At 60.1% G+C, this 25,697-nt stretch carries 21 protein-coding genes and 2 tRNA genes; 16 read left to right on the forward strand and 7 right to left on the reverse strand.

Annotated elements, in window-relative coordinates; all coding sequences use genetic code 11:
- Window positions 1-6 precede the first annotated feature (6 nt).
- From PAF17_RS14425 to PAF17_RS14440, 4 genes are all read left to right on the forward strand, one after another.
- On the forward strand, window positions 7-1,530 hold the full coding sequence (locus PAF17_RS14425; protein ID WP_271889808.1) for an ABC transporter substrate-binding protein: 1,524 nt from the start codon (window positions 7-9) through the stop codon (window positions 1,528-1,530).
- 68 nt (window positions 1,531-1,598) lie between these two features.
- Window positions 1,599-2,522 carry an ABC transporter permease gene (locus PAF17_RS14430; RefSeq protein ID WP_271889809.1) on the forward strand — a complete coding sequence of 308 codons (924 nt, stop codon included), beginning with the start codon at window positions 1,599-1,601 and terminating at the stop codon, window positions 2,520-2,522.
- A gap of 5 nt (window positions 2,523-2,527) precedes the next feature.
- Window positions 2,528-3,367 carry an ABC transporter permease gene (locus PAF17_RS14435; protein ID WP_271889810.1) on the forward strand — a complete coding sequence of 280 codons (840 nt, stop codon included), beginning with the start codon at window positions 2,528-2,530 and terminating at the stop codon, window positions 3,365-3,367.
- The gene (locus tag PAF17_RS14440) at window positions 3,364-5,049 is read left to right on the forward strand and encodes a M14 family zinc carboxypeptidase (RefSeq protein WP_271889811.1); all 1,686 of its coding nucleotides are present in this window, start codon (window positions 3,364-3,366) and stop codon (window positions 5,047-5,049) included. Before PAF17_RS14435 ends, PAF17_RS14440 begins: the two co-directional genes overlap by 4 nt.
- 12 nt (window positions 5,050-5,061) lie before the next feature.
- Here PAF17_RS14440 and PAF17_RS14445 read toward each other — a convergent pair whose 3' ends face one another.
- From PAF17_RS14445 to PAF17_RS14465, 5 genes are all read right to left on the reverse strand, one after another.
- Window positions 5,062-5,718: a GntR family transcriptional regulator gene (locus tag PAF17_RS14445; RefSeq protein WP_271889812.1), complete on the reverse strand. Its 657-nt coding sequence runs from the start codon at window positions 5,716-5,718 to the stop codon at window positions 5,062-5,064.
- Between the two features lie 174 nt (window positions 5,719-5,892).
- The gene (locus PAF17_RS14450) at window positions 5,893-7,158 is read right to left on the reverse strand and encodes a glutamate-5-semialdehyde dehydrogenase (RefSeq protein ID WP_271889813.1); all 1,266 of its coding nucleotides are present in this window, start codon (window positions 7,156-7,158) and stop codon (window positions 5,893-5,895) included.
- A 147-nt stretch (window positions 7,159-7,305) separates the two neighbouring features.
- Window positions 7,306-7,382, reverse strand: a tRNA-Asp gene (locus PAF17_RS14455).
- Window positions 7,383-7,408: 26 nt separating this feature from the next.
- Window positions 7,409-7,485, reverse strand: a tRNA-Asp gene (locus PAF17_RS14460).
- Between the two features lie 96 nt (window positions 7,486-7,581).
- Window positions 7,582-8,691 (reverse strand): anhydro-N-acetylmuramic acid kinase, encoded by a 1,110-nt coding sequence (locus PAF17_RS14465; protein ID WP_271889814.1) that lies wholly within the window; start codon window positions 8,689-8,691, stop codon window positions 7,582-7,584.
- Window positions 8,692-8,751: 60 nt separating this feature from the next.
- On the opposite strand from PAF17_RS14465, the gene tyrS reads away from it, so the two are divergent.
- Together tyrS and PAF17_RS14475 are read left to right on the forward strand one after the other, a co-directional pair.
- Complete coding sequence (gene tyrS, locus PAF17_RS14470; protein WP_271889815.1) at window positions 8,752-9,996, forward strand: tyrosine--tRNA ligase; 1,245 nt, start codon at window positions 8,752-8,754, stop codon at window positions 9,994-9,996.
- A gap of 121 nt (window positions 9,997-10,117) precedes the next feature.
- Entirely contained in the window at window positions 10,118-10,252 is a 135-nt protein-coding gene (locus PAF17_RS14475) for a hypothetical protein (protein WP_271889816.1), read from the forward strand.
- Between the two features lie 45 nt (window positions 10,253-10,297).
- Here PAF17_RS14475 and PAF17_RS14480 read toward each other — a convergent pair whose 3' ends face one another.
- On the reverse strand, window positions 10,298-10,723 hold the full coding sequence (locus PAF17_RS14480) for a helix-turn-helix domain-containing protein (protein ID WP_271889817.1): 426 nt from the start codon (window positions 10,721-10,723) through the stop codon (window positions 10,298-10,300).
- A 69-nt stretch (window positions 10,724-10,792) separates the two neighbouring features.
- On the opposite strand from PAF17_RS14480, the gene PAF17_RS14485 reads away from it, so the two are divergent.
- Window positions 10,793-12,205, forward strand: coding sequence for an MFS transporter (locus PAF17_RS14485; protein WP_271889818.1), 1,413 nt, complete (start codon window positions 10,793-10,795; stop codon window positions 12,203-12,205).
- 8 nt (window positions 12,206-12,213) lie between these two features.
- Here the strand turns inward: PAF17_RS14485 and PAF17_RS14490 are convergent, their stop codons facing one another.
- The gene (locus tag PAF17_RS14490; protein WP_271889819.1) at window positions 12,214-13,137 is read right to left on the reverse strand and encodes a LysR family transcriptional regulator; all 924 of its coding nucleotides are present in this window, start codon (window positions 13,135-13,137) and stop codon (window positions 12,214-12,216) included.
- A gap of 104 nt (window positions 13,138-13,241) precedes the next feature.
- Here PAF17_RS14490 and PAF17_RS14495 point away from each other — a divergent pair, with 104 nt between their 5' ends.
- From PAF17_RS14495 to PAF17_RS14535, 9 genes are all read left to right on the forward strand, one after another.
- Window positions 13,242-13,664: a DoxX family protein gene (locus PAF17_RS14495; RefSeq protein WP_271889820.1), complete on the forward strand. Its 423-nt coding sequence runs from the start codon at window positions 13,242-13,244 to the stop codon at window positions 13,662-13,664.
- The gene (locus PAF17_RS14500) at window positions 13,657-14,514 is read left to right on the forward strand and encodes a VOC family protein (protein ID WP_271889821.1); all 858 of its coding nucleotides are present in this window, start codon (window positions 13,657-13,659) and stop codon (window positions 14,512-14,514) included. The genes PAF17_RS14495 and PAF17_RS14500 overlap by 8 nt, the downstream gene beginning before the upstream one ends.
- A 513-nt stretch (window positions 14,515-15,027) precedes the next feature.
- Window positions 15,028-16,776: a hypothetical protein gene (locus PAF17_RS14505; RefSeq protein WP_271889822.1), complete on the forward strand. Its 1,749-nt coding sequence runs from the start codon at window positions 15,028-15,030 to the stop codon at window positions 16,774-16,776.
- Entirely contained in the window at window positions 16,773-17,651 is an 879-nt protein-coding gene (locus tag PAF17_RS14510) for a transporter substrate-binding domain-containing protein (RefSeq protein WP_271889823.1), read from the forward strand. The genes PAF17_RS14505 and PAF17_RS14510 overlap by 4 nt, the downstream gene beginning before the upstream one ends.
- Before the next feature lie 38 nt (window positions 17,652-17,689).
- Window positions 17,690-20,191, forward strand: coding sequence for an N-acetylmuramoyl-L-alanine amidase (locus tag PAF17_RS14515; RefSeq protein WP_271889824.1), 2,502 nt, complete (start codon window positions 17,690-17,692; stop codon window positions 20,189-20,191).
- 11 nt (window positions 20,192-20,202) lie between these two features.
- On the forward strand, window positions 20,203-22,809 hold the full coding sequence (locus PAF17_RS14520; RefSeq protein ID WP_271889825.1) for a trypsin-like serine peptidase: 2,607 nt from the start codon (window positions 20,203-20,205) through the stop codon (window positions 22,807-22,809).
- A 68-nt stretch (window positions 22,810-22,877) separates the two neighbouring features.
- Complete coding sequence (locus tag PAF17_RS14525; RefSeq protein WP_271889826.1) at window positions 22,878-23,774, forward strand: LysR family transcriptional regulator; 897 nt, start codon at window positions 22,878-22,880, stop codon at window positions 23,772-23,774.
- 139 nt (window positions 23,775-23,913) lie between these two features.
- On the forward strand, window positions 23,914-24,582 hold the full coding sequence (locus tag PAF17_RS14530) for a DUF4286 family protein (protein ID WP_271889827.1): 669 nt from the start codon (window positions 23,914-23,916) through the stop codon (window positions 24,580-24,582).
- A 69-nt stretch (window positions 24,583-24,651) separates the two neighbouring features.
- Window positions 24,652-25,611, forward strand: coding sequence for a TRAP transporter substrate-binding protein (locus tag PAF17_RS14535; RefSeq protein ID WP_271889828.1), 960 nt, complete (start codon window positions 24,652-24,654; stop codon window positions 25,609-25,611).
- The last annotated feature ends 86 nt before the right edge of the window (window positions 25,612-25,697 follow it).

The raw sequence follows: 25,697 nt of genomic DNA on the forward strand, positions 1-25,697 counted from the left end.
GAAATGATGAAACAGACCCTGACCGCAATGGCCGTGGCGCTTGCCGCGCTGACTGCCGGACATGCCACGACGGCACATGCTGACGGCAAGCTGATTGTCTCTTCGCCACAAGACCCGGGAAGCTGGGATCCCATCGACACATTTCTTGTGAACTGGGCTTCGCTGGCGACCAATGTATTCGAAGGTCTGACCTATCGCGGACCGGATATGAAACTGGTGCCCGGCCTTGCCACATCATGGGAGGTTCTGGATGACGGGTTGCGCATCCGCTTCGCCCTGCGCGAAGGCGTGACATTCCACAATGGCGAAGACTTCAACGCCGAGGCGGTGAAATTCACATTCGAACGCCTGCTCGGCGACGAGGGCGCCAAGGGCCCGCAGCAGGCGAACTATACCGCAATCGAATACGTCGAGATCATCGACGATTACACTGTCGACTTCCATCTGTCCCAACCCGACGCCGTCTTGCTGACCAAGCTGGCAGGTTACGGTGCGATGATCGTTCCGCCCAAATACATCACCGAAATGGGCGATGACGTGTTCAACACCAAGCCCGTCGGGACCGGTCCGTTCAAGATGGTGTCCTACGAGCCGAAAATCGGGGTGCAGCTGGAGGCAAATGCCGATTACTGGGATGGCGCGCCGCAACTGGCCGAGCTGGAATACCGCTTCATCACCGAGCCGGCCACAGCCTTGGCAGAGCTGCAATCGGGCGGGGTCGATCTGGTCATTCCACCGACCATCCCCGTGGGCATGATCCCCACGATCGAAGCCGATGACAATCTGGAGCTGGTCACCACCGCAGGCCCGACCGTAACCGCGCTACGCTTTGACACCAGCCGCGGGATCACGGCAGATGCCGATGTGCGCAAGGCGCTGATCATGGCGGTTGATCGCGAGACAATCGTCAATTCGGTGCTTGGCGGGCAGGCTTCGGTGATTGCATCCTTCCAGGGCGAACGTTCTTTCGGGCATGATCCGGCGCTGAAGCCGCTGCCCTTCGATCCGGAAGGGGCCAAGGCGCTGCTTGAAAAGGCAGGCGTTGCACCCGGGGCCACCGTCGAAATCAACACACGCGGCAATGACGCCACCTTCAACGAGGTCACGCAGGCCGTTGCCGCCTATCTCGGCATGGTCGGCGTGACCGCGACGATCAAGCCCTATGAAACCAATGTTCTGCTGAACGACATCATTCCCCAGGGCAAGACCGGCGAGATGTTCCAGCAAAGCTGGGGCGGTTGGACGTTCGATTTCGACAACACCGCCTATGCGATGTATCACACCGGACAAAAGTGGAACCCCTATGACAGCGATCCGCAACTGGATGAGATGCTCGAAGCGCAGCGCCCGCTGACAGATCAGGCCGAGCGCGAACGCCTGCTGCAGGAAATCGCCACCTATGCTGCTGACCGGGCGCTGGAAATGCCGCTTTACAACCTGAACGCCATCTATGCGACCAACAAGCGTGTTCAGAATTTTGAACCGGCACCGGACAACCGTCTGAAGCTGAACAAGGTCAGCGTTCAGTAAGTTGCAGATCATGGCGGCGCCACATGCGCGCCGCCAATTCCTTTCTCTCTGACTAGAAGGGCCGGCTCATGGCAGGTTTCCTGTTGAAACGTCTGGCGCAAGCCGTGTTCGTCGTGATGGTGGTCACGCTGATCGTTTCGGTCGCCGTCCGGATGACCGGCGACCCCGCCATGATGATCGCGCAGGGCGCAACTGATATCACCGAGGCAGATCTGGAGCGCATCCGCGAGGGGCTGGGCCTGAATGAACCGTTCCTGTCGCAATACCTCGCAACGCTATCTGGCCTGTTCACCTGGGATTTCGGGCGCAGCTTCCTTGGTGGCACGCCGGTTTCGACACTGATCGGGAACGCGTTGCCGGCCACGCTGCTGCTGGCCTTCACGTCACTGTTGGTGTCGATTGTCATTTCGATCCCCTTGGGTATTCGCGCTGCCATTCGTCGCGGAAAATGGGAGGATCAGCTGATCCGCATCCTGTCGCTTGTCGGATTGTCCTTTCCCAATTTCTGGCTGGCAACGATGCTGGTCCTGCTGTTCTCGATCACCCTGCAATGGCTGCCGCCCAGTGGCATGAACGGCATTGCGTCATTCATCATGCCTGCGGTCACCATGGGGATCATCCTGACGGCAACCAATGTGCGCCTGGTGCGGACCTCGATGCTCGAGGTCATGCAGTCGCAATATATCATGGTCGCACGCGCCAAGGGCCTGTCGGAACGCACGGTTCTGTACAAGCATGCGCTGCGCAACTGTGCGATCCCGCTGATCACCTTTCTCGGCCTGCAATTCGGCGGGCTTCTGGGCGGTATCGTGGTGGTCGAGCGGGTTTTCAACTGGCCCGGCATGGGCAGCCTTGCCTTTGATGCCGTGGCGGGGCGCGATTATCCGGTGCTGCAATCCGTGATCATGATCCTTTCGACGCTGATCGTGTTGGTCAACCTGCTGGTCGATATTGCCTACGGGTTGATCGATCCGCGGATCCGGACGGAGTAATGTCAATGTCCGCATTCCTGAAATCGCGCTATTTCTCGCTTGAGTTCATCATGGGGTTGGGGCTGACCTTGGGCATCACGTTTTGCGTGCTGTTTTCCAGCTGGCTGTTTCCCGGCGCAGGCGAGATCGACCTGACGGCCCGCCTGATCGCGCCGTTCCAACAGCCCGCCCATCCGTTCGGCACCGACCCGCTTGGCCGTGACGTCATGGCGCGCGTCTTCGCCGGCGGGTGGATCTCGTTGCAGGTCGGTTTTGTCTCGGTGGTCGGTTCGGTCCTGATCGGGGTCGCGGTGGGTCTGGTCGCCGGTTATTATCGCGGCATCTGGGATGTCGTGGTCATGCGATCGGCCGATATCCAGCTGGCGCTGCCCTTCATCCTGCTGGCCATCACGATCATCGCGATCGTCGGCGGCAGCCTGACGAACACCATTCTCCTGCTGATCGTGTCCCAATGGGTGCAATATGCGCGGCTGGTGCGGGCACAGGTGCTGGCACTGCGCGAGCGGGAATTCGTGCTGGCGGCACAGGCCATGGGCGTCAAAAGCCGCAACATCATCCTGCAACACCTGCTGCCCAACCTGCTGGGGCCGGTGATCGTGCTGATGACGTTGAACGTCGCCAACAACATCCTGCTGGAAAGCAGCCTGACCTTTCTGGGATTGGGCGTCGATCCGACCATCCCCAGTTGGGGCGGAATGCTGGCGGATGGACGCACCTATTTGCAAACGGCGTGGTGGGTCAGCGTGTTTCCCGGGCTGGCCATCCTGCTGACCGTTCTGGGATTGAACTTGCTGGGTGATTGGCTGCGCGACAGTCTGGACCCGACGGGGAGAACCGAAAGATGAACTTTGAATACAGCCCCGTGCCAACCCTGCAAGATCTGGTCGACACGGCCAGCGCTCCGTTCGAGGCATGGACCTTTGATGACCACGCCGCCCGACGCAGCGCCGAAGAGGCGCTTGCCGCAAAGGGCATAACCGCCCGCATCCGCAGCGCCTACAAGCCATTGTTGCATTTCTTTCTGGAAGATGTGCCCCCCGGCCTTGTGGCCGCAACGATCCGCTGGCCGGTCCATGAGGCTGCGGAGCCAAACCGTTTCCTTCTTGAATCCTATCCGTTGGCGGCCCTGTTCCCCCAAGCCCGGCTGAGTTTCGAGCAAGGCGATACGGGCCTGCACTATACGGTCGACCTGACCTATCGCGACCGGACAGAACAGCACCGGGTTCTGGCCCCCAACCGCGTCCATACCGATCATGTCGGTCAAACCGTGCTGTCCCCGACCGGCTGGCGAAGCGATGCGGACGGGTCGCGGCGGCTCGAAACCGATTACGAACAGATGTTCCACGCCGCTATGGCTGCAATCGCCGAACATGATTGGGGGCCTTGCGAACCGTATTTTCAGGAACTGAACATCGCGGCGACGGTTCCTGCCCGCGATCTGGATCTTGGCTATGAGGACGAAATTGTCAGCCTCGCTGAGGCCCTTCACGAGGACTTCTACTTTTCCTGCCTGGAGTTTTTCCAGAAATTTTCGGGGCGACCACTGGGCGACCGGCATTTACAGCCCGGCCAGATCGTTCCCGAGGTGACCCAGGGGGCGACTTGCACCCTGCAAATCAGCCTGCGCCCGTTTGATCAGGTCGAGCGCGCGGGCGAATGGCAGAACCTCGATCGCGCTGCCGCGCCTTTGTCGAATGCGCAGATCCGCACAGAACTTGCACAGATCGGCGGCCCCAGCCTGACGGCCCAAAGCCATGCGGGCCGGCCGGTCGAGGCGCGTCACCATCAGGGCCGCGGCAAACCGGTAATGATCTCGGCGGGGCAGCATGCCAATGAGACGACCCCTGTGGTCGGGGCGCTGCGCGCCGCGCATAGATTGGCGCAACAACAGGCCGATTTCGTGATTTCGCCCATGGAGAACCCGGATGGCTATGCGCTGCACGGCCGCCTTTCTGCATTGACACCGCGACATATGCTGCACGCGGCACGCTATACGGCGCTTGGCGATGATCTGGAATATCGCGAACCCGGCGGCCCCCTATACGAAAAGGAAATTCGCAACCAGGCCGAAGAGGTTTCGGGCGCAAAGCTGCATGTCAATCTGCATGGCTACCCAGCCCATGAATGGACCCGCCCATTGACGGGATATATTCCACGCAATTTCGCCATGTGGACCCTGCCCAAGGGGTTCTTTCTTGTGTTGCGCTATCGCGAGGGATGGAAGGGCATGGCCGATCAGCTGATTGATCGCGTCACCGCCAGTCTTCAACAGGTTGCAGGGCTTGGTGATTTCAACGCCCGCCAGATCGATCTATATAGAACCCACGCAGGTCAGACCGGGTTCGAGATGATCAACGGCTTTCCCTGCTATGTGCATCAGGATGACCGCCATAGCGTGCCCCTGACACTGATCACCGAATATCCGGACGAAACCGTCTACGGACCGCAATTCGTCGCCGGGCACGAAGCACAGATGCAGACAGTATTGGCCGCCCATGCTGCATGGCAACAAATCGGTGCAGGCTGAGCACGCGGCGGGTCAGCCGCCGCCGCCCTGCCCCGAAAGCGCGGCCAGAACCGCACGTTCCGACTGGGACAGATACCGGTCCAGTTGTCGTGCGGCAGTTTCGTATTGCCCGTCCTGCACGGTCGCCAGAAGATCCGCGTTCATTCCGATATAGGGTTCGTGCAGGTTGCGGGGCAATTTCAGCAATCCGAATGCCAGCCGCAGCTCGGCGGCAAGATTGCCGTAAAAGGCCGTCAGTTTTGGGCTGTCGGCCAGTTCGACGATGGCTGCATGAAAATCCATATTGGCATTTCCGACCGCACGCCAATCCTGATGCCCTTGCGCGGCCTGCGCGGCGGCAACGGCCTCGGCCATGCGCGCAACGGCGGGGTGGCGCCCATGCGCCATGCGCAGAGCCTGACATTCCACGATCCGGCGAATGTGGTAGATGTCAATGATCGCGCCCATCGATGGCGTGGCAACGAACACGCCACGGTTGGTCTTGTGTTCAAGAAGGCCATCCTTGGTCAGCAGACGGAACGCCTCGCGCAGGGTATTGCGCGACACGCCCAAATCACGGGCAAGCGCAGCCTCGGACAGTCGCTGGCCCGGTGTCAGGACACCGAATGTCAGTCTTGCGCGAATCCGGTCTGCCACCACCTCGGCAAGGGTAAGCGATGAATCGGCCACGTGAACTAGCTCCGGATAACAGGACGGCTGGCATGCCATATCTTATTGTATGGCAAGCAATCGGTTTTGTTCAACATTTCAGTTGAGATTTTCCAACTGCGGAACACATGGAAAACCCCGCCGGATCATCGAGATCCGGCGGGGGCATCACGCTTGGCTACGCCAGTCGAACCCTCAATCGCGGATGGTTCCGTCCCCGGTCACAAGATATTTGAAACTGGTCAGCTGCTCTGCTCCGACAGGACCGCGCGCATGCATTTTTCCAGTTGCAATCCCGATCTCGGCCCCCATGCCGAATTCACCGCCATCCGCGAACTGGGTCGAGGCGTTCCGCATCAGGATCGCACTGTCCAGGCCATTGGTGAAGCGTGCGGCCGTCGCGTCGTTTTCTGTCAGGATCGATTCCGTATGCTGGCTGCCGAACTGGCGAATATGCCCGATGGCACCCTCGACCCCGTCCACCAGCCTGACGGCGATGATCATGTCCAGAAATTCTCGACCGAAATCATCTTCGGCGGCCAAAACCGTCCCTGCAATCTGCGCCAATTCTCCTTCGGCGCGCACCTCGACGCCGGCGGCGACCAGATCCGCGATCAGATCCTGACGCATCGACAGATCTGCTGCGCGGTCGATCAACAGGCATTCCGCAGCACCGCAAATGCCGGTTCTGCGGGTTTTGGCATTCAGCACAACGCGACGGGCCTTGGCGGCATCGGCATCGCGATCCACATAGATATGGCAGATACCTTCCAGATGGGCAAAGACAGGCACCCGTGCCTGTTGCTGGACCAGACCGACCAGCCCCTTGCCTCCGCGCGGAATGATCACATCGATCAGGTCCTGTGCCTGCAACATCGCACTGACGGCCGCGCGGTCGCGCGTGGGCACAAGCTGAATCGCGGCCTCTGGCAGACCGGCCCCGCGCAGCCCCTGGACCATGCAATCATGAATGGCCTGGCTGCTGTGCAGGCTTTCCGAACCACCGCGCAGAATCACCGCATTGCCGGATTTCAACGCCAGTGCGCCGGCATCGGCCGTCACGTTCGGGCGGCTTTCATAGATGACACCAATGACGCCGATCGGTGTTCGAACACGCTGAATATGCAATCCGTTGGGGCGATCCCATTCCGAGATGACGGCCCCGACAGGATCGGGCTGTTCGGCCACGGCACGCAAACCGTCCTCGATCCCGCGCAACCTGCCTTGGTCCAGCCTTAGCCGGTCCATCATGGCATCGCTCAGCCCTTTCTGGCGGCCGAATTCCAGATCCAGCTCATTAGCGGCCAGGATCGCCGGGGCATTGTTGCGGATGGCTTCCGATGCGCCGATCAGCGCGGCATGCTTGCGTTCAGCAGTCGCCGTGGCCAGATCGATGGCAGCCCGGCGCGCCGCCTCACCCATTTTCGTTACCAGCGCCTTGGCGTCATCCATATCTTTCATTTTCCGCGCTCCTGCCCCGCCGACCAATTCGTATCTACTTAACCAATTCACGAAATGAACTGGAGTCCCGAATTCCCATGTCGTCATCCCGAAGGAAAGCGCCATGACGGCCAGTTGATCCAAATCTCAGCGAAGAAAGAGGGAAAATGGCGCGGTTGACGGGACTCGAACCCGCGACCCCCGGCGTGACAGGCCGGTACTCTAACCAACTGAGCTACAACCGCGCATATATCCGGGCGACATGTGAAAGTGGCGCGGTTGACGGGGCTCGAACCCGCGACCCCCGGCGTGACAGGCCGGTACTCTAACCAACTGAGCTACAACCGCACACTTCCATCACCCCAGCTGATCGCCCGCTGGGGTGAGCGGGGTTTACGCAGGACGCTTGCCGTCGTCAAGAGAGCAAGAGTCAAAAAAGTGACATTAAGAGAAACTTCTTTTCGGATGGCTGATCCGTCCGCCGCAGACCGGCCCCGGCGCAGCCGTCGTCTTCGGCCCCGAAGTCGGCAGACCACGCTGGACACGCACGGCCAGCCACGCAAAGGCCTGAGCCTCGAGCATGTCACCATCCAGTCCGACGGCTTCGACCGCCTGAACGTCGGCATCCAGCTGCGACCGCAGCGCCGACATGATCGATTCGTTGCGCCGCCCCCCGCCGCAGACCAGAACAGTGGCGGGTGCCGATGGCAGCCAGCGCCAGGCCGCCCCGACCGACCCCGCCAACGCGGCGACCAATGTCGCCGCGGCGTCAGCATCGGCCAAGGGTTCAACCGCCGCCACCAACCCGTTGAACTGATCGCGATCCAGGGATTTCGGTGGGACACGCTCGAAATAGGAATGGGTCAGGAAACTGCGCAAAATATCCGGATCGGCCGTGCCTGACGCCGCAAGCCGGCCGTCCGCATCATGGCTTTGCCGCAACCTCTGGCGCATCAGATCATTGATGGGGGCATTGGCGGGGCCGGTATCGAACGCCAGACAGGCGTGATCACTTTCGGGGGCAGAACAGCGCGGATCAACCCAGGTGATATTGCCGACACCGCCCAGGTTCAGGAACCCGACCGGAGCCGCGGGCAAATGCCCGTTCCTGACCGCCCAACGCGCGCAGGCCCAGTGAAAGAACGGTGCCAGGGGCGCGCCTTCGCCGCCACGGCGCACATCTTCGCTGCGGAAATCCCAGACAACCGGACGCCCCGTCATTTGCGCCAATGCCGCCCCATCGCCAGCCTGATGCGTTCCGCGGCCATGCGGGTCATGCGCAAGCGTCTGGCCGTGATAAGCAATCAGCCGGGCGTCGGGAAAATCCTGTGCAAGCGCGGCGTGACTGGAAACAGACACAGCCGCCGCCGCGGCAACGCCGGCCTCACCCGGCCAGCGCCCCAGCGCCCCGTGCAGAATCGTCGCCTCGTTGTCACCATACCGCCTGAAGCTGCTTTTGCCGAAACCGGCGATGGTCACGCCATCCGTCTCGATCTCTGCCGCATCCACCCCGTCAAGCGACGTTCCCGACATCATTCCCAAAGCCCGGATCATAGCGCCTTTTCCTTTGACCTTTCCGCCGGTATATCCGCCTCGATCAGAAGGAAACAGCCCATGACCTACAGCCCGAAGTCCGATTTCCTGCAAATCATGTCCGAACGCGGCTATATCGCCGATTGCACGGATTACGAAAATCTGGACAAGGCCCTGCTGGCGGGTCCGGTCACCGCCTATATTGGCTATGACGCGACGGCCGCATCGCTGCATGTCGGGCATCTGCTGAACATCATGATGCTGCGCTGGTTCCAGAAAACCGGCAACACGCCAATCACGCTGATGGGTGGCGGCACCACCAAGGTCGGCGATCCGTCCTTTCGTTCCGACGAACGGCCTCTGCTGGACGAGGCGGCGATCCAGTCCAATATCGACGGCATGCAGCAGGTCTTTGCCCGCTATCTGGACTATGGCGATGGCGGCGCGAAGATGCTGAACAATGCGGAATGGCTGGATCAGCTGAACTATCTTGAATTCCTGCGCGATATCGGACGGCATTTCAGCGTCAACCGGATGTTGTCGTTTGAATCCGTGAAATCGCGACTGGACCGCGAGCAATCTTTGTCCTTCCTTGAATTCAACTACATGATCCTGCAGGCCTATGACTTTCTGGAGCTGAATCGCCGCTATGGCTGTCAGTTGCAGATGGGCGGTTCGGATCAATGGGGCAATATCGTCAACGGGATCGACCTGACCCGCCGCGTCGATGACACGACGATATGGGGTCTGACCTCGCCGTTGATGACGACCAGTGACGGGCGCAAGATGGGCAAATCGCAGGGCGGGGCGATCTGGCTGAATGGTGCAATGCTAAGCCCATATGAATTCTGGCAATTCTGGCGCAACATGGCAGACGCGGATGTTGAACGCTTCCTGCGCCTTTACACCGAATTGCCGGTCGACGAATGCACCCGTCTTGGCGCCTTGCAAGGATCCGAAATAAACGAGGCCAAGATCCGGCTGGCCAATGAGGTAACATCGCTGCTGCATGGCCCCGAGGCCGCAGCCAGTGCCGAAGCCACAGCCCGCGAAGTTTTTGAACAAGGCGGTGCGGGCGGCGATCTAGAGGTCGCGATTCTGCCCGCCACCGAACTTGGCGACGGCGTTTCCCTGGCACAGATGCTGGTCAAGACCGGCATCACCGGCAGCGGCAAGGAAGCCAAGCGCCTGCTGTCCGAGGGTGGTCTGCGCCTGAACAACGAAGTTGTCAAAGATCCGCAAATGGTTGTGAACACTGATCTTATCGGCGATGGATTGAAGGTTTCCGTGGGCAAGAAAAAGCATCGCATGGTGCGGATCGGCTAGGGCAATAGGCGCATGACAGGGTTGCAACGCGCCTTATGCTGCGTTGCAGCACTGGAATCCCAAGCCGAATTGAGCTATATTGCGCGTGGTGGAGGAGCCAACTTCAACCGGGAATATGATGATGGCCCAAACAAGCACCGCGCCCAATACGGCACCACACAGCACCAAGTCAGACATTGATGCAGTTCTGGAACAGATGTTCGGTTATTTCAGCCGCGATCTGCCAAAGGCCCCCGCCGTTCCGACCAGGCAATAGCGGGAATCTTGATACCGCCGGGGTGGTCCCAGCCACATCCGGCGGTCATTCCTGACGCCTGGCCGATGCCCCCGTATCCGCGACACGATTCGCAAAACGCATCAGCCGCCGGAACTTGGGGCAATCCAGGTGATTTTCCTTTGGGCAGTCTGCGACATGCCGCAGCGCATCCCTGAGCCGTATCAACCCCCGTATTTGCTGGTCCAGCCCATCCGCGCGCGAATGCAATTCGCTGCGCGGCAATTGCGGCGTGCCATCCTTGTCGAAAATACGGCGCATGTCATCTAGGGAAAAACCGGCCATTTTTCCCATTGAGATCAAGGCCAACTGCGTCAGCACCGGTTGATCGAACTGACGACGCAAACCGTTTCGCGCGACTGAGCGTATCAACCCCTTTTCTTCATAATATCGCAATGTCGATGGCGCCACGCCACTTTGCCTGGCGACCGCGCCAATATCGAGCAACTTCATGCTTGACCTCAAGCTGACTTGAAGTGGCAAGCTTATCGGCGAAGTGAACCCAGGACAAGAAGATCATCCATGACACGCACGCCTCTTCGACAACGCCGTATTCCCGCACTGGTGGCCCTGGCGGCTGCGACGCTGACAGCCTCGCTGGGAATCAGCATCGCTTCGGTGTTGCTCCCCCGCCTGACGGCAACCTACGCGGCATCCATCGCCGAGGTTCAGTGGGTCGTGCTTGGGTATCTGATGTCGATCACCGCCGCAATTGTTCCGGCCGGGCGCATGGGTGACATCATCGGCCATCGCAGAATGCTGATCTTCGGGCTGGCCGTATTCACCTGCGCTTCGGCATTGTGCGGGGCTTCACCGTCACTTGGCTGGTTGATCATCTGGCGCGGGGTGCAGGGGCTGGCCGGTGCGATCCTGATCGCCCTGCCAATGTCGATCGCCCGCGACCTGATGCCAAAGCGGCAACTTGGCATGGCAATGGGCCTGCTGGGCACGATGTCGGCATTGGGCACGGCACTTGGGCCATCGGCGGGCGGGCTTGTGGTGGCAGCGGCTGGCTGGCAACTGGCGTTTCATCTGCTGGCACTGACAAGTGGCGCGACCTTGGTTCTGGCCGTCGTCTTCGTCAGGCCCGCACCGCATGAGGCAGGTCACGATGTTTCCAGCCTGGATCTGCCCGGCACGGTGTTTCTGGCAATCGCCGTGGCGGTCTATGCGTTGGCCACCTCTGGAAATGCGGGCGGATTCCCGGTTGGGCCAAAGATCCTGATCCCGCTGGCTGCGCTCTGCATCATCCTGTTTCTCGCGATCGAGCGACGCGCTGCGGCGCCTCTTGTTCCCGTCGGGTTGCTGCTGACAGGCGCGACTGGCGCGGCCCTGCTGATGAACCTGTTCGTCGGGACGATCATGATGTCCACCCTGGTTATCGGCCCGTTCTTTCTGGCCTTTCATCTGGGGCTGGACGATGCGGAAATCGGGCTGGTCCTGGCGATTGGCCCGGTCATCGGCGCAATTGCCGGCCTGCCGGCTGGTCGCCTGACCGATTGGCTGGGCGCAGGGCGCACCACCCTGATTGCCCTGATTCACATGACCTTCGGTCTACTGTGCCTGGCGCTTTTTCCGCGCATGATCGGGCTTGGCGGATATGTTCTGGCGATGGCAATCCTGACGCCCTCATTCCAGCTGTTCCTGGCAGCGAACAACACCGCCGTTCTGGCGGCCGCCGCCTCTCGGCAGCGTGGATTGTTGTCGGGGTTGCTGGGGCTTTCACGCAATCTGGGCTTGATGAGCGGGGCCTCGGTCATGTCGGCCCTGTTTGTGACGTATCTGGGTGCAGCAAGCGTTGAACAGGTCGCGCCCGCCGACATCGCATTTGCGTTCTCGGCGACATTCACGACCGCCGCCGGGTTGGCCGCCGTGACCCTTGTGATCGCGATTGTCAGCCACGGTCAGCATCGGCACGGCACAGCCACGACCTAGCCGCATCATCAAAATCGCAAGCCACGGTCCCAGGATGGCGGAGAGCCAAAGGACCGGACCATAAAATCGATAAAGGCGCGCACCTTTGCGGTTGTATGTCGTGTGTCCGGATAGGCGGCATATACCCCCGCCATCTCGACCGTAGGCTGATCAAGGCTTAGGGCGACAAGCGCGCCCGAACGCACATGATCGCCAACCAGAAAGCTTGGCTCATATATGATCCCTTGCCCCGCAAGCGCCAGAGCGACCAGCACATCGCCGTTGTCCGCCCGCATGTTGCCCGACACTGGCACCGCGATTTCCGCCATATCGCCAAACAGCCACTGCCCGCGATCGAGAAAACTGGACAACGTGTCGCCAAGACAATTATGCGCCGCCAGATCAGCCAGAGTCTGCGGCACGCCATGTGCATCCAGATAGGACGGTGCCGCAACCACCATCGTCCGACAGCGGGCCAGTTTGCGCGCAATCGTTGTCTGATCGGGGTTGTGACCAATCCGCACCGCCACATCGAAACCTTCGGCCACCAGATCGACCTTGCGGTCACTGGCCCCCAATTCCACGTGCAGACGCGGATAGATCTTCGCCAGTTCGGGCAGCAATGGCGCGATTTCCTTCACACCAAAGGATACAGGCGCGCTGATGCGCAACAGACCCTCGACCTCGACCTTTTCGGCGGTGGCCGCCGCATCGGCAGCGGTCAGATCGGCCAAGACCGGCCTGACCTTATGGAGATAGCGCTGCCCTGCGTCAGTCAGGGTGATCCGGCGGGTGCTGCGATGCACCAACTTTACACCCAGCCGTTCTTCCAGCGCATTCATATGCTTGGTGGCCATCGTGGGTGACATTCCGAGGGTTCTCGCCGCGGCGGAAAAGCTGCCAAGACGGGCAGCTTGTGAAAAAACGGTCATCCCGGTCAGTCGGTCAAGCATACAGCTAACACCATCGGTTAAAAGTTATTGTCATAAACAGCATATTATAAATCATTGATGCCAAATGCATATGGGTTCAAAGGACATAAATTCATGAGAACCCAATGATCGATCCCCGCACCGCTCCGTTCGCCGCCACGCTGCTGCGTGTTACCCTTGGCCTGTTGTTCCTGACCCATGCCTGGCTGAAGATCTTCGTTTTCACACCAGCTGGCACTGCCGGGTATTTCCAGTCTCTCGGCCTGCCCGCCGCGTTGGCCTATCTGACAATTGCCTTGGAGGTTCTTGGCGGCTTGGCCCTGATACTTGGCATTTACAGCCGTATTGCCGCGCTGGTCCTTGTGCCGGTTCTGATCGGCACGATCGTCACCGTTCATGGTGCTGCCGGCTTTTTCTTCAGCAATGAGGGCGGCGGTTGGGAATATCCCGCCTTTTGGACCATAGGCCTGCTGGTATCCGCCATGCTGGGCGAAGGCGCTTATGCGCTGCGCCCCCACACCAACCAGAAAGCTGTTCCCAATGTCTGACATTTCGATCCGTATCGGTTCCATCACGCTGGTCGCAAACGACCTGGAACGCATGACAGATTTTTATTGCAAGGTGATCGGACTGACCGCAATCGAAGTCACCCCGAACTTTGCCCGCCTCGGCATCGGGAACAACGTCTTGCTAAAGCTGATCCATGACCCCCAGGCACCGCGTGCTTCAGCACAGGAGGCAGGGTTGTTCCACATTGCGTTTCTGCTGCCGGCACGGGCCGATCTTGGCCGCTGGCTTGTCCATGCGCGCCAGCACGATGTCACCCTGACCGGCGCAGCCGACCATCTGGTCAGCGAGGCGCTGTACCTGGCGGATCCCGAAGGTAACGGGATCGAAATTTATTGCGACCGACCCGCCGCCCTCTGGTCGTGGTCGGATGGGCAGGTCGAAATGGCAAATCATCGGCTGGATCTGATCGACCTTGTGGCGGCGCGCAAGGGCCAGGACTGGGCGGGGATGCCAATGGGCAGCACCATCGGTCATGTCCATCTGCAGGTCGGTGACCTTCAGCTTGCCAACCGTTTTTACAATCAGGTTCTGGGGCTGGACCTGGTTCATCGAATGTCCGGCGCGGGTTTCTATTCCAGCGATGGCTATCACCACCATATCGCTACAAACGTCTGGAACAGTCGTGGCGCCGGCAAACGCCCTCCGCGCTCGACCGGGTTGGGCATGATCGATATCTTGACCGATGCACCAGAGATCTTGCTGGAGCGGCTGTCCCCGGACATCGCATCATCCGACGGCCTGCGCGGCACCATATCGGACCCCTGGGGCACAATCATCGGGATCCGTGGTCCGAACACACAGCCCATGCAACCGACAATTGCACCCTGACCAAATAGACAGGCTGACCTGCGGCGCAGATTGTGACAAAACATACATAACAACCGGATGGCGCGTGTGAGTGGTTATGAGTTCTGCCATCCGGTTGTAGATCGTATCCAAACATGTCGGCACGTGATCGACAGCCTTGCCTGCCCTGCACAAATTACAACCCAAAGGCGATCAAAGGGCCTGCTTCATGCGGCACCGGATGCGCCGAAACAAGTGCCGGCGGCACGGTTGCACGGCCCGAAACACTCGAACACGGCGTTGTCGGTGATTCAGCGCAATGCCGCGCCAATCGCGCGATGCATGACGAATCGGCTGAAACGTGTTAACCTCTGACCTTCGACAACGTTTAGTTGCGAGGGTGAAGTTATGCGAGTTCTGGTGTTTTTTCTGGTGCCCCTCATGGTTGTTGTCCTGACCCACAGCGAAAGGTCAGTGGCTTTCAACCCCTGCAATCCGGATGTCCGCACCTGCGAATAAATACCGGATCAGGTTGCGGAGGCACCGGGTTCTGTCATGGAAGAATTTCCTGATACCTTCTGGCCATCGGCGTCAGAGGATGGCGGCGCGTTTGCGTCAATGGATATGTGGTTTGCCCTGTCTTTCGTGATGGGGTTGGCGGTCCTGATGGTGTTCAGCTGGCGGCGGCTGTTCAATGAACGCGAATTCGACATCAATGAAACCTCGGATCGATTGCTCAGCATTCTGCCCCCCGGCACCTTGCGTGGCACAATGATCCTGATGCGTGCCTATCTGATCTATCTTCTGATCGTCGGCACCGCATATACTGTTCTTTCCCTTGGCGGCGCCTATGTTCTGCAAGTCGCGCAAATGCTGCGAATTGGCGAGGAATCGGGCCTCAATTTCCTGTCCTCCAACATGGCGTTCGACGATCCGGCCTGGCCGCTGGCCGTCAGCCTTGCCTTTGTCGGGTTGGCCGACACGATCCCGAAACTGAATGTCATCGAACGTCATATCCGCCGGCTTGCGCATCGTTCGATCGGGATTCCGCCGCTGATCCGATCCCTGACGCGAACCGTGCTGCAGACCCGACTGGATCGCAGCACAATCCAGTCAGGCCCTCGTGCGGCGGAACATGGGGCCTTTCGCGACCTGCTGGTCAAGTTGCAAATGACCGGACAGGCAGACAAGTTCGTCGATCGGCTGGACCGGATTGCACTGCTGGGTGATCAGGTGCTGGGCGATCAGGCGCCCTGGCCTTCATCGCAATTGCGCACCCGCTTCGATCTGGCAATACACCCCGTCAAGCATGACATCGATATGCTGTTTTCCGATATCGACGGCCTGTTGCTGTTGCTGAATGACGCTGCCCAACAGCGCGACGGCCCAGACCCGGCCAAGACCGCCCATCTGCGCCGCCAATGCCAACAAGCTGAACAGCGCGCCGAAATGGTGGACCGTGACCTGAGCATGCTGATCGCGATATTCGCCGAGAACGAACCGCTTCTGCCCGAGGAATCCAAACCCTTGCTGGGCAGCTTTGTCGATCGCATCTATGAACAACGCGATCTGGGCCGCCGCGTCATGGATCGGCTGCTGATGATCCTGGGGGTCTTGCTGGTCATGGTGTGGCTGGCAACCTTTGCGGCCACGCGCTGGGGGGCCAACCCCGTCGTCGGTCCACTAGGCGTCACGGGCACCGCGACCTACCTGACCATGCTGATGCTGACAATCTATGCGCCATCGGCATTGATCGGGCTGTCATATCAACAGGCGCGGCTGGACAGACGGCAATGGCGACCGGTCTTTGGCCCTGACCGCCGGATGATATTTCCGCCACCGGTCAGCCAATATGGCGCGACGTTCCTGTGCGGCTATGTCCCGGTCCTGCTGTTGCTGGCGATATTCTTTGCGATCTTCTTTCTGGTGCTGTCCAATGATTTCAGCACGGCAAGACAGCAATTCCTGCTCTTTCTGCCGGTCTATGCGGTCTATGCGGCAATGGGGGGACTGCAAAGCGCGTTCTCGGCATTTGCACAGGGCGAAAGTCGTCCGGACGCCAACGGCGCGACCGGAATGCTGGCCCCGCTGCTTCATGCGGCATTGGCCGTGGTGATCCTGACCGCACTGTATGAGGCTTATAGCCCGTTGCTGGCCAATCGCGCGCATGGCGGGGCCGTCACCTATTGGTTCCTGATCTTTCAGGCCAGCGCGGTGGCATTTCTGGTGACCCTGCTTTCGCGCACTGCCACCCCCGAGATCATACCCGCCAAGCTGACCCGAGCAGAAGAGGCCACACAATGATCAGAATCTTGTTTGCCCTTGTCATGCTGGGCCTTGCAGGCCAGGGCAGCTATGCACAGGAAACGGTGCGGGTCGGCTTTCGCGCCGATGCCCCACCCTTTTCATTCCGCGACGGATCGCAGCTTGGGTATCGCGGTTTTCTCGCCGAGCTGTGCGAAGATATCGTTGACGATGCGGGGCTGGTTCTGGAACCGGTCGAGATTTCCGCCGAAACGCGTTTCGAGATGTTGTCGCGCGGCGGCCAGGCACAGGGAATCGACCTGCTTTGCGATCCCACATCGGTGAATGGCGACCGGATGTCGAAATACCTGCTGTCCCCTATCGTCTTCGCAACCGGCGCCGGATATTTGCGTCATTCGCGGGTTGGCAGCGAAGATGAAGGCCGCCAAGAGGTTCTGGTCGGCTTTCTGCGCGGCACGACTGCGGGCGTGGCGGTCGACATTGCCCGAAACTCGGCTCAGGTCATCAAGACAGTCTCCGGCGGGACCATCAAGAATGTCGAGGTTGATGACCACAATGATGGCATCACGCGGGTCTGCGGGGGCGAGCTGGATTTCTATTTCGGTGACATCGATATCCTGCGCGCGGTCAAGGCCCATCTGATCGAAGATCTGGGCCTGGAATGCGACCGCGTCCACAGCAGCGAGGGCCGGTTGTTTTCGTACGAGGCCTATGCGCTGGCCACGAATGCGGACCGTCCCGACCTTGCACTATTGGTTCAACAAGGCGTGTTCCGCGCATTTTCCGATGGCCGCGCACGCGACAGTTATGCCCGCAATTTCGACCGGCGCATGGGGACCGCGCTGAAGGCCGTGTTTGCCCTGAACGCCGTGCTGCCTTGCGGCAGCGTTCTGGCCCGTGATCCCTGCCGCTGAACGACGGCAGAAATGCATAAGAACTGGGGGAAAAGATCATGTCACTCGTCGCAGATATCAATGCCCGCATACAGGTCGCAACGGACCAGAACGATTCCGAGGCGCTGAACCAGCTTTTGCAAGAACTGTACCAGCAGGGACAGGACGCCGAACGGCCTTATGACGCCGCAATCGAGTTAAAACCGGAATATCGCGACGAACTTGCCGCCGAAGGCTTTGAAAGCGATGCCGCGCTGAACTGGGCCAACCGGATTGCCCGCTCCAGGAGGTTGGTGGACTATCGCGTAAAGATGCTGACCGGATTTTCCGGCCCCCAGATCGTGTCCGAAGGCGACAGCTGGTTCCAATACCCGCTGCTTCTATCTGATATCATAGATAATTTCATCGCCCAGAACGATCTGGCGACCTATTCGCTCGGCGCGGCCGGGGATCTGGTCGAGCATATGGCAATCAGGCGGGAATATCACCGGGCGCTTGGCACGACGGGTGCGCGGGTCATGGTTTTATCCGGGGGTGGGAACGATCTTCTGGGCGATGGGCGCCTGTTTGACCTGCTGCGCCCCTATCACTCGGGGGCCACGGCCGATGACCTGCTGGACATGCCATCGCTGCAGGCCGCATCACAACAGATATTGGGCTATTATGCCCGTATCCTTGCCGATGTACGCATGAACCATCCCGGCGTCATGATCTTTGGCCACGGATATGACACGCCGTTTCCGCGCAAGGGCAAGAAGCATTTCGGCAAGCCGTTTGAAAAGGCCGGTATCCCGTTGCCCGTCGGGCGCGACGTCATTCGGATGATCGTCGAATATTTCCGCGAACGCCTTGTCGATCTGGCCGATCAGTTTCCGAACTTCCGATTTGTCGATCTGACCGGCACGGTGGGCGAACATCCAAATTCATGGTTCGATGAATTGCACCCGCAAGATACCGGCTTTGCCAAGGCCACCGAACCCCTGCTGTCCGCTGTGCGCACGCATCTGGACGGCCCCGCCAGCCCGCTGTTTGAATCCGCAGATCCCGACGGCACCGCAACGGCATCCCCCGCCCCGGTCAGGATCGTGCTTGATCCCGGACACGGGGGCACCGCCAGCGTTTCCGGTTCAAGCTGGAACAATGCCCTTGGCCCCGGCGGTTCGCTGGAAAAGACTTGGACGCTCGATGTCGCCAAACGCACCGGGAAACGGCTGGCCGCACGAGGTCTGGGCGCCGTTCTGACCCGCAGCAACGACGTCAACCTGACATCTGAATCACGCCGCAACATTGCCCGCGCGATCGAGGCCGAGGTGTTTGTTTCGATCCATTTCAACGCCTCGACCGGGCATAATGCACAAGGCACGGAAACCTATGTTCATACCCGCTCGGGTTCTGCCCGCAGTATCCGACTGATGCGCCATGTTCAGGCGGCGATGGTGTCGGCGCTTGGTCTGACCGACCGCAACCGAACCCGCACGCATGACGGCGTTCTGCGCGGGTCATTCGGCGTCATCCGCGAAAGCGGGCATTCCGCCTTGACTGCCGCCTGCCTTCTTGAAGTCAGCTTCATGGATCGCATCGATGAAGAAAACCGGATCCGGCAAGACAGCTATCGCGACCGGATCGCCGAAGCCCTGGCCACAGGAATCCAGACCTTCATGGCCGGCGAAACCGGTCTGGAAAGCAATATGGCCATATCGGCCGAAGAGCCGGGCGATCACGAAGATGCAATTGCCGAACATGCCGCAAGGGCAGGTCTGACAGTGACGCAATATCTCGGCTTTGCCGAGGCACGCCCCATTCAGGTGGCCGATGCCGAAAGCACTGCGGACGACAGCCGTGGCCAGGGTCATGCCGATGGCAGCGTCTTGGCCAACTGGGAAACAGCCGACACATCTGACCGCGCAGCCGCGGATCTGGTTGACCAGATCGCGCGTGACCTGGCCCGCCATCATCAGGTCAGCGTCTCTGATCCCGATGCCGGCGAAGACCGCTTTCTGGATGCTGCACAAGCCCTGATTCTGTCCGGCGCGGATCAGGATGCCCGATCGGATCGGACGGTTCTGGAACGGGCATTCGGCAACGCCCGTAGTGATGACGGCCTTGAATCCGCCAGTTTCGATTTTGGCGCGTTTCGCGACTTTCTCGACTCGTTGAACCTGCGCCACTTCACCGCCGCCGAGCTGCTGTTTCTTGGAAACTCGAACCAATCTGGCCCCTGCGCCGCCCGGAACCTGCTGCCCCCGCGCGATGTCTGGAACAACCTTGCCGCCACGGCGTGCATGCTGGATGAAATCCGCAATCTTCTGGGTTGTCCGGTCTATATCCTCAGTGGTTATCGCAGCCCTGCCTATAACCGTTGCATCGGTGGCAAATCCACCAGCGGCCATCTGCGCTTTAACGCGCTGGACTGGACGGCCGCCGAAGGCAGCGTCGCCGAATGGCATCGTGTCGCCACCGAAATCCGTGCGCAGCGTCCCGAATTCAATGGCGGCATCGGGCGATATGACACGGGACGTTTCATTCATATCGACACACGCGGCAGCCGCGCCGACTGGTGAGGAATATGGCAATGCAGGTCGATTTTCTAAGCGACTGGACAGAGCAGCCCTTCGCCAAGCTGGCCGGCAACACCAGCGTGCATCAACCCGAACAGATGATGCGAGGCTGGAATGCCGTCGACGGGCTGGAGGCCAGCGTTGGTGCGCGTTCGCTGATTGATGCCGGGCTGCTTGAATTGCTTGCGACCTATCGTCGGGCCGTTTGCCGTATTCTGTGCCAGGGCACCGATCATCGTGGCGTCTCGGGCAGCTGGTCCGGCACGGGCTTTCTGGTCGGGCCGAACCTCTTGTTGACCAATCACCATGTGCTGAACAGCATCGCCACCGCCGCGGAAGCCAGTGTCGATTTTGAATATGAACGGTCACGCGATCAGTTGTCCGGCGCGGCAGCGGCAGGTTATGGCCCGCGACGCGAATTGCGTCTGGATCCTGAAAGGCTGTTTGTCACCAGCCCTGCGGTCGGTGGACTGGACTATACCTTTGTGCGCATCGCCGCGGATCTGGCGGCGCCATACGGCCATATTCCCATGTCACGCGGGTCATTCACGGGCCGCAGACATGAACCGGTTTTTCTGCTGCATCATCCGAATGGCGATCTGAAACAGGCCTCTGTCGATGATACCGAGATCCTGAATATCGATGCCGATCTGCTGCTGTATGCCGCCGATACGAATGCCGGTTCATCCGGCGCACCGGTGATCACCCGCAATGGCAAGCTATGCGCCTTGCATCATGCATATCGAACCCGCGAGCAGATGGATATCTGGCATGCCGATCGCGTGGCCGAACTGATCGATGGCGGCAGCTATGATGTCGCCAATGAAGGCATCAAGATATCCGCGATTGCGATTGACCTGGAAACCCAGTTGAACAGTCGCGGCCCCAATCACGCCGCGATCAGCGAGGTGCTGTCGAACTTTATCGATACCGATACGCTGACCGGCCCCTTTGGCGTTCTGGGCCGTCAGCCGCGCACCGAAAGCAACCGCGCTGATTCAGGCACCACACGCGTCGCCGAGGCGATCAATGCCACCGAGCAGGATCTGGATATCGCGGTCTGGAACATGGAATGGCTGAACGCCCAGCATAATGACGATGCGGTGCGCAAACGGATTGCCACAGTCTTTGCCGATCTGACCCATGACGCCTGGGTGTTGAACGGCATTTCCCCCGAGGCGGCGATGGCCCTGCGCAACACCCTGCGCGACAGCTTTGGGCAGGAATATGAATGCATTCATGCAGAAGATGAAATCCATCCCGCCCAACCCAGCATCTCGATCATCTATAACTCACGCAGCCTGTCGATCACCCGCGCGCCCTGGCCCGCCGAGGTCGAAGCCCTCTGGCGGTTGCGTGCAGGGCGCGATATCGGGCTGGAATCCCTGCATGGCCCAGTTTTTCCCAGCTTTCCGGCCCGCTTCGAGCTGAACATCCTGCGGCGTCAGGTTCCAACCCGCCTGTTCTTGCTGCCGCTTTTCGTCGGCGAACGGATCAATGCCATGCTGCGGCGCGCGGTTGCCGCCCGCCTGCTTGAAGTGATCGTCGAGATGATGGGCCCGCATGTCGAGGCAGATCAGGACTGGCTGATCGTCGGGGATACCAACACCCCGCTGCGCGATGCGCGCCTGGACGCGCTGCGCCGACATGATTTCGCCCCGTTGATCGCCTTTGATCGCGCGCGCGGCGGCATGACATATCTGGCGGGACGCAACCGGATCATGTCGCATATTTTCATTCCACGCGGCATGGAAACAATCGGGAATGACAGTGGCCATGTGACCACCGTGGCGCGGGCGTTCGAAGGCGAATTCATCGATTCGGTGACCGGCGCGACGCCATTCGGGTTGCGGATTTCGCTACAGGACCCTGCGATCGCAAAGGATCTGGCCCGGATCGAACGCTACCTGTCGTCGCGCCATCAGGACGCCAGAACCGGCGGGCGGTCCTTTGAATCCGCCGACAGCTGGATCTGGGAAGGGTTGGGCAAGGCAGAATTCATCCGCCGCAACCTGCGCGCGCTGCACCATGCAATCGACATGGCCAACGACCATCCTGGCCCCGATGATCTGGCCCTGAGCCTGCATGATTTCGTGGTCTTGATCTATTGCGAAGCCGGGTTCCGCAATGGCGCCATGGACCCTCAGGCACATCACAGCCTTGGCGAAAGGGGGCTGTTACCACTGCCCGACAACCTGTCCTTCTGGATCGGCGCGAACATGCCCCGCCATGACACGTTGTTGCCCATTGCCCGAAACATCACCCTGTATGCGCAATATCTGGCCAAGGTCAAAAACCGCAATGTGCGCCAGAGTTCGGCCGGAATGCTGTATCGCGATCTGTTTCGCGCGCCGCAAATCGCTATGGATCCCAACCGGTCCGCAGCCCTGTTGGCGGGTATCATTCATGGCTATTTCGTTGACCGGAACTTCGCCAATGGCCGGGCGCCGGACCCGCTCTGGATACTGGCCGGCTATGCCGATGACATGCCCGTTCAGGACATCTTGCGCGGCAGTGGGTATGTTCATGAAAACAGCGCGATCCTGCAAAACCGTCAGGCCAATATCAACCTGGCGTTGCAACTGATGCAGGCAATCGGGCCGGTTGCCCAAAGCGGATGAAATTGCACAGTTGCGCGCTTCGCCCTAGCATATGAAAAGCTAAGGCAGCGCAATCATGGCAGGCAACGGTGAATATTCGCTTTCTGGAAACTTTCGTCACCGTCGCCGATCTGGGCAGTTTTCGGGCCGCAGCCGAACGGCTGAACATTTCGCAGGCTACGGTATCCAGCCGGATTTCTTCGCTGGAAACCGAACTGGGCGTAAACCTGTTCGACCGTGAATTCCACGCCACGCGCATCACCGTTGCCGGGGCGCTGATCCTTGACAAGGCACAGGACATTCTGGCCACGGAACGCAAATTGCGCTTTACGCTATCGGATCCTGCCAAGGCGGCCGGGCGCGTGCGCTTGGGGCTGGTAACATCGATCGTGCACACATGGTTTTGCGATCTGATGGAGGAGATCGCCCGTTGCTATCCCCGCCTGGAGCTGGAATTGACGATCGAACCGACGACCAATATCGCCGCGACCTTCGATCGTGGCGGGCTGGATATGTTGCTGACCACGCAGGAACAACAAGGCGAACAGATCGCCTGCGTGGAATTGCCGCCCCTTGCAATGGCATGGTTCGGCCCTGCCGGAATGCGCGACGAACAGCTGACCCTAGCCGATGTGATCACCGGCCCGTTGATTACCTTTACGCGAAATTCGCGCCCCCATGCCAATGTCGTCGCCCTGTTCGAAGAACAGGGTCTGCGTCCGTCGATGGTGCATTGCGTCACCTCTATTTCCGCAATCGCGCGTCTGACCGAACGCGGTCTGGGCGTCGCCACATTGCCGCGCGGTTGCGACCTGGCCGGACCGGGATTGTGCGAATTGCAGGTTGATGCCGCTTTGCCTGAACTGCCCTTGTTCTGCGTCTGGCGGCGAAACTCGGACGCCGCGATCTATCGCGCCATCGCGGATCTGGCACGCAACTGTGCCGAGACCCACCGGGAAGCCTCGTTTTTTTCAGAAAAAACATAGCGATAGGAAAACCCGATCACCCCCCGCAAAGATTTACCATTTGCCTGATCGCCGATTTGCCCCGAACCTAGCCCGAACGCAATCGACGTGACGCGGGGCGCAAGCGCCCTGCCCGACCGTCCCGCAGGCAGGACATAGCATGAGCAAGATCCGTTCGACCGAAGAAGCCCAATTGTTCGTCTGGAGCGATGTCGACCCCGACCACGAAGGCGATTTCAACCTGTGGTATGATCGCGAACATATGGAAGAACGCGTTCGCATCGACGGCTTCACGGGCGCACGCCGCTATCGCGCGGTTTCGGGTTCGGCGCGCCGCTATCTTGCGCTGTATCGCGCCAGCTCTCTGGGTGACTTCACCTCGGCATCATATCAAAAGGCCTTCAACCATCAGACCCAGTGGTCGGTCACGAATTTTACCCGCATGTCGAACACCCGCCGCCGGGTCATGCAGGTCGCGCTGGAAGGTGGCTTTGGCTGGGGATCGGCGGTGGCGATGATCGAACTGGTCCCCGGCGCGGCGGATCAAGACAGCATTCGCAGCGAAATGGAGGCCCTGCTTTCTGTCGAGGGCGTTCTGCGCGTGCACTACATGGTGCCGGATGAAACCCTGTCCACCCCCCTGCCTTCGGAACAGCGCGAAGGCCGTGTTCTGGCCCCCTGCCTTGTGGTGGACGTGACCACCGAGCCGGTCGCCGAGGCAACGTTGCGCCAACTGAGCGAACGCTTTGACGGCGCGCTTCGCGAAGCACAGACCTTTACCCTGCTATGGTCTCTGGACGAACATGACCTGCCAGCCTTGGCAGACTGACAGTCGTGGCGGGCCTGACGGGACCGCAAGAACAGATCAAAAAACCAACCAACCGGGAGTTCTCACATCATGAAACGTTTCTTACTTGGGACCACGATCGCGGTTTTCGGTGCCGGTCTGGCACATGCCGAAACCTGGAAAATGTCGGCCGACGCGCCCGACGGGAACTATCTGACCCAGAATATCCGCGCCTTCGCCGATGACGTCGCCCGCCTGTCCGGGGGCGAGCTGGAAATCGAGGTTGTCTCGAATTCCGTCCTGCTCAAGCGCCCCGAACTCAAGCGCGGTGTCCAGCGGGGTATCGTGCCGATCGGCGAGGTTCTGATCTCGGCGCTTGGCAACGAGGATGCCGCATATTCCGCCGATGCCGTGCCATTGCTGGCGACCACCTTTGACGAAGCAAAGGCGCTGTGGGATGCCTCGCGCCCGATCTACGAGGAAAAGCTGGACGCCGAAGGGCTGATGCTGCTTTATGCGGCGCCCTGGCCGCCTCAGGGGATCTACATGAACCAGGAAGTGACCGATGGATCGTCTTTCGATGGTGTGAAGTTCCGCGCATATAATCCCTCGACCGCTCGCCTTGCCGAACTGTTGGGCGCCGTGCCGGCAACCATCGCCACAGCCGAGATTTCGCAGGCGTTTTCGACCGGCGTGATCAACGGAATGATCACTTCGCCCTCGACCGGAGTGGACAGTCAGGCCTGGGATTTCGTCTCGCATTACTATGACGTGCAGGCATTCATCCCCAAGAACATGGTGATCGTGAACAAGTCTTCTTACGACGGCCTGTCCGCCGAGGTGCAGGCCGCGCTGCAAGAAGCCGCGGAAACGGCACAGACCCGCGGCTGGGAAATGGCGGAAAAAGCCACGACCGAAGCCACGCAGACCATGGCAGACAACGGCATGCAGGTTCTGCCGACGCCCGAAGGGCTGGCAACCGATTTTCAGGAAATCGCCGCGACCATGCGTCAGGAATGGCTGGAACAGGCTGGCGACGATGGCCAGACCATCGTTGACAACCTGAACTAAACCGCCATTTGGCCCGGTGCCGGCATGCCGCACCGGGCCAGTTCCGTCGCGCACCGCACCGCGCGATGCCAGGTCCACCAAGGGAG

It is taken from the genome of Paracoccus onchidii (assembly GCF_028294535.1).
Taxonomy (GTDB): domain Bacteria; phylum Pseudomonadota; class Alphaproteobacteria; order Rhodobacterales; family Rhodobacteraceae; genus Paracoccus; species Paracoccus onchidii.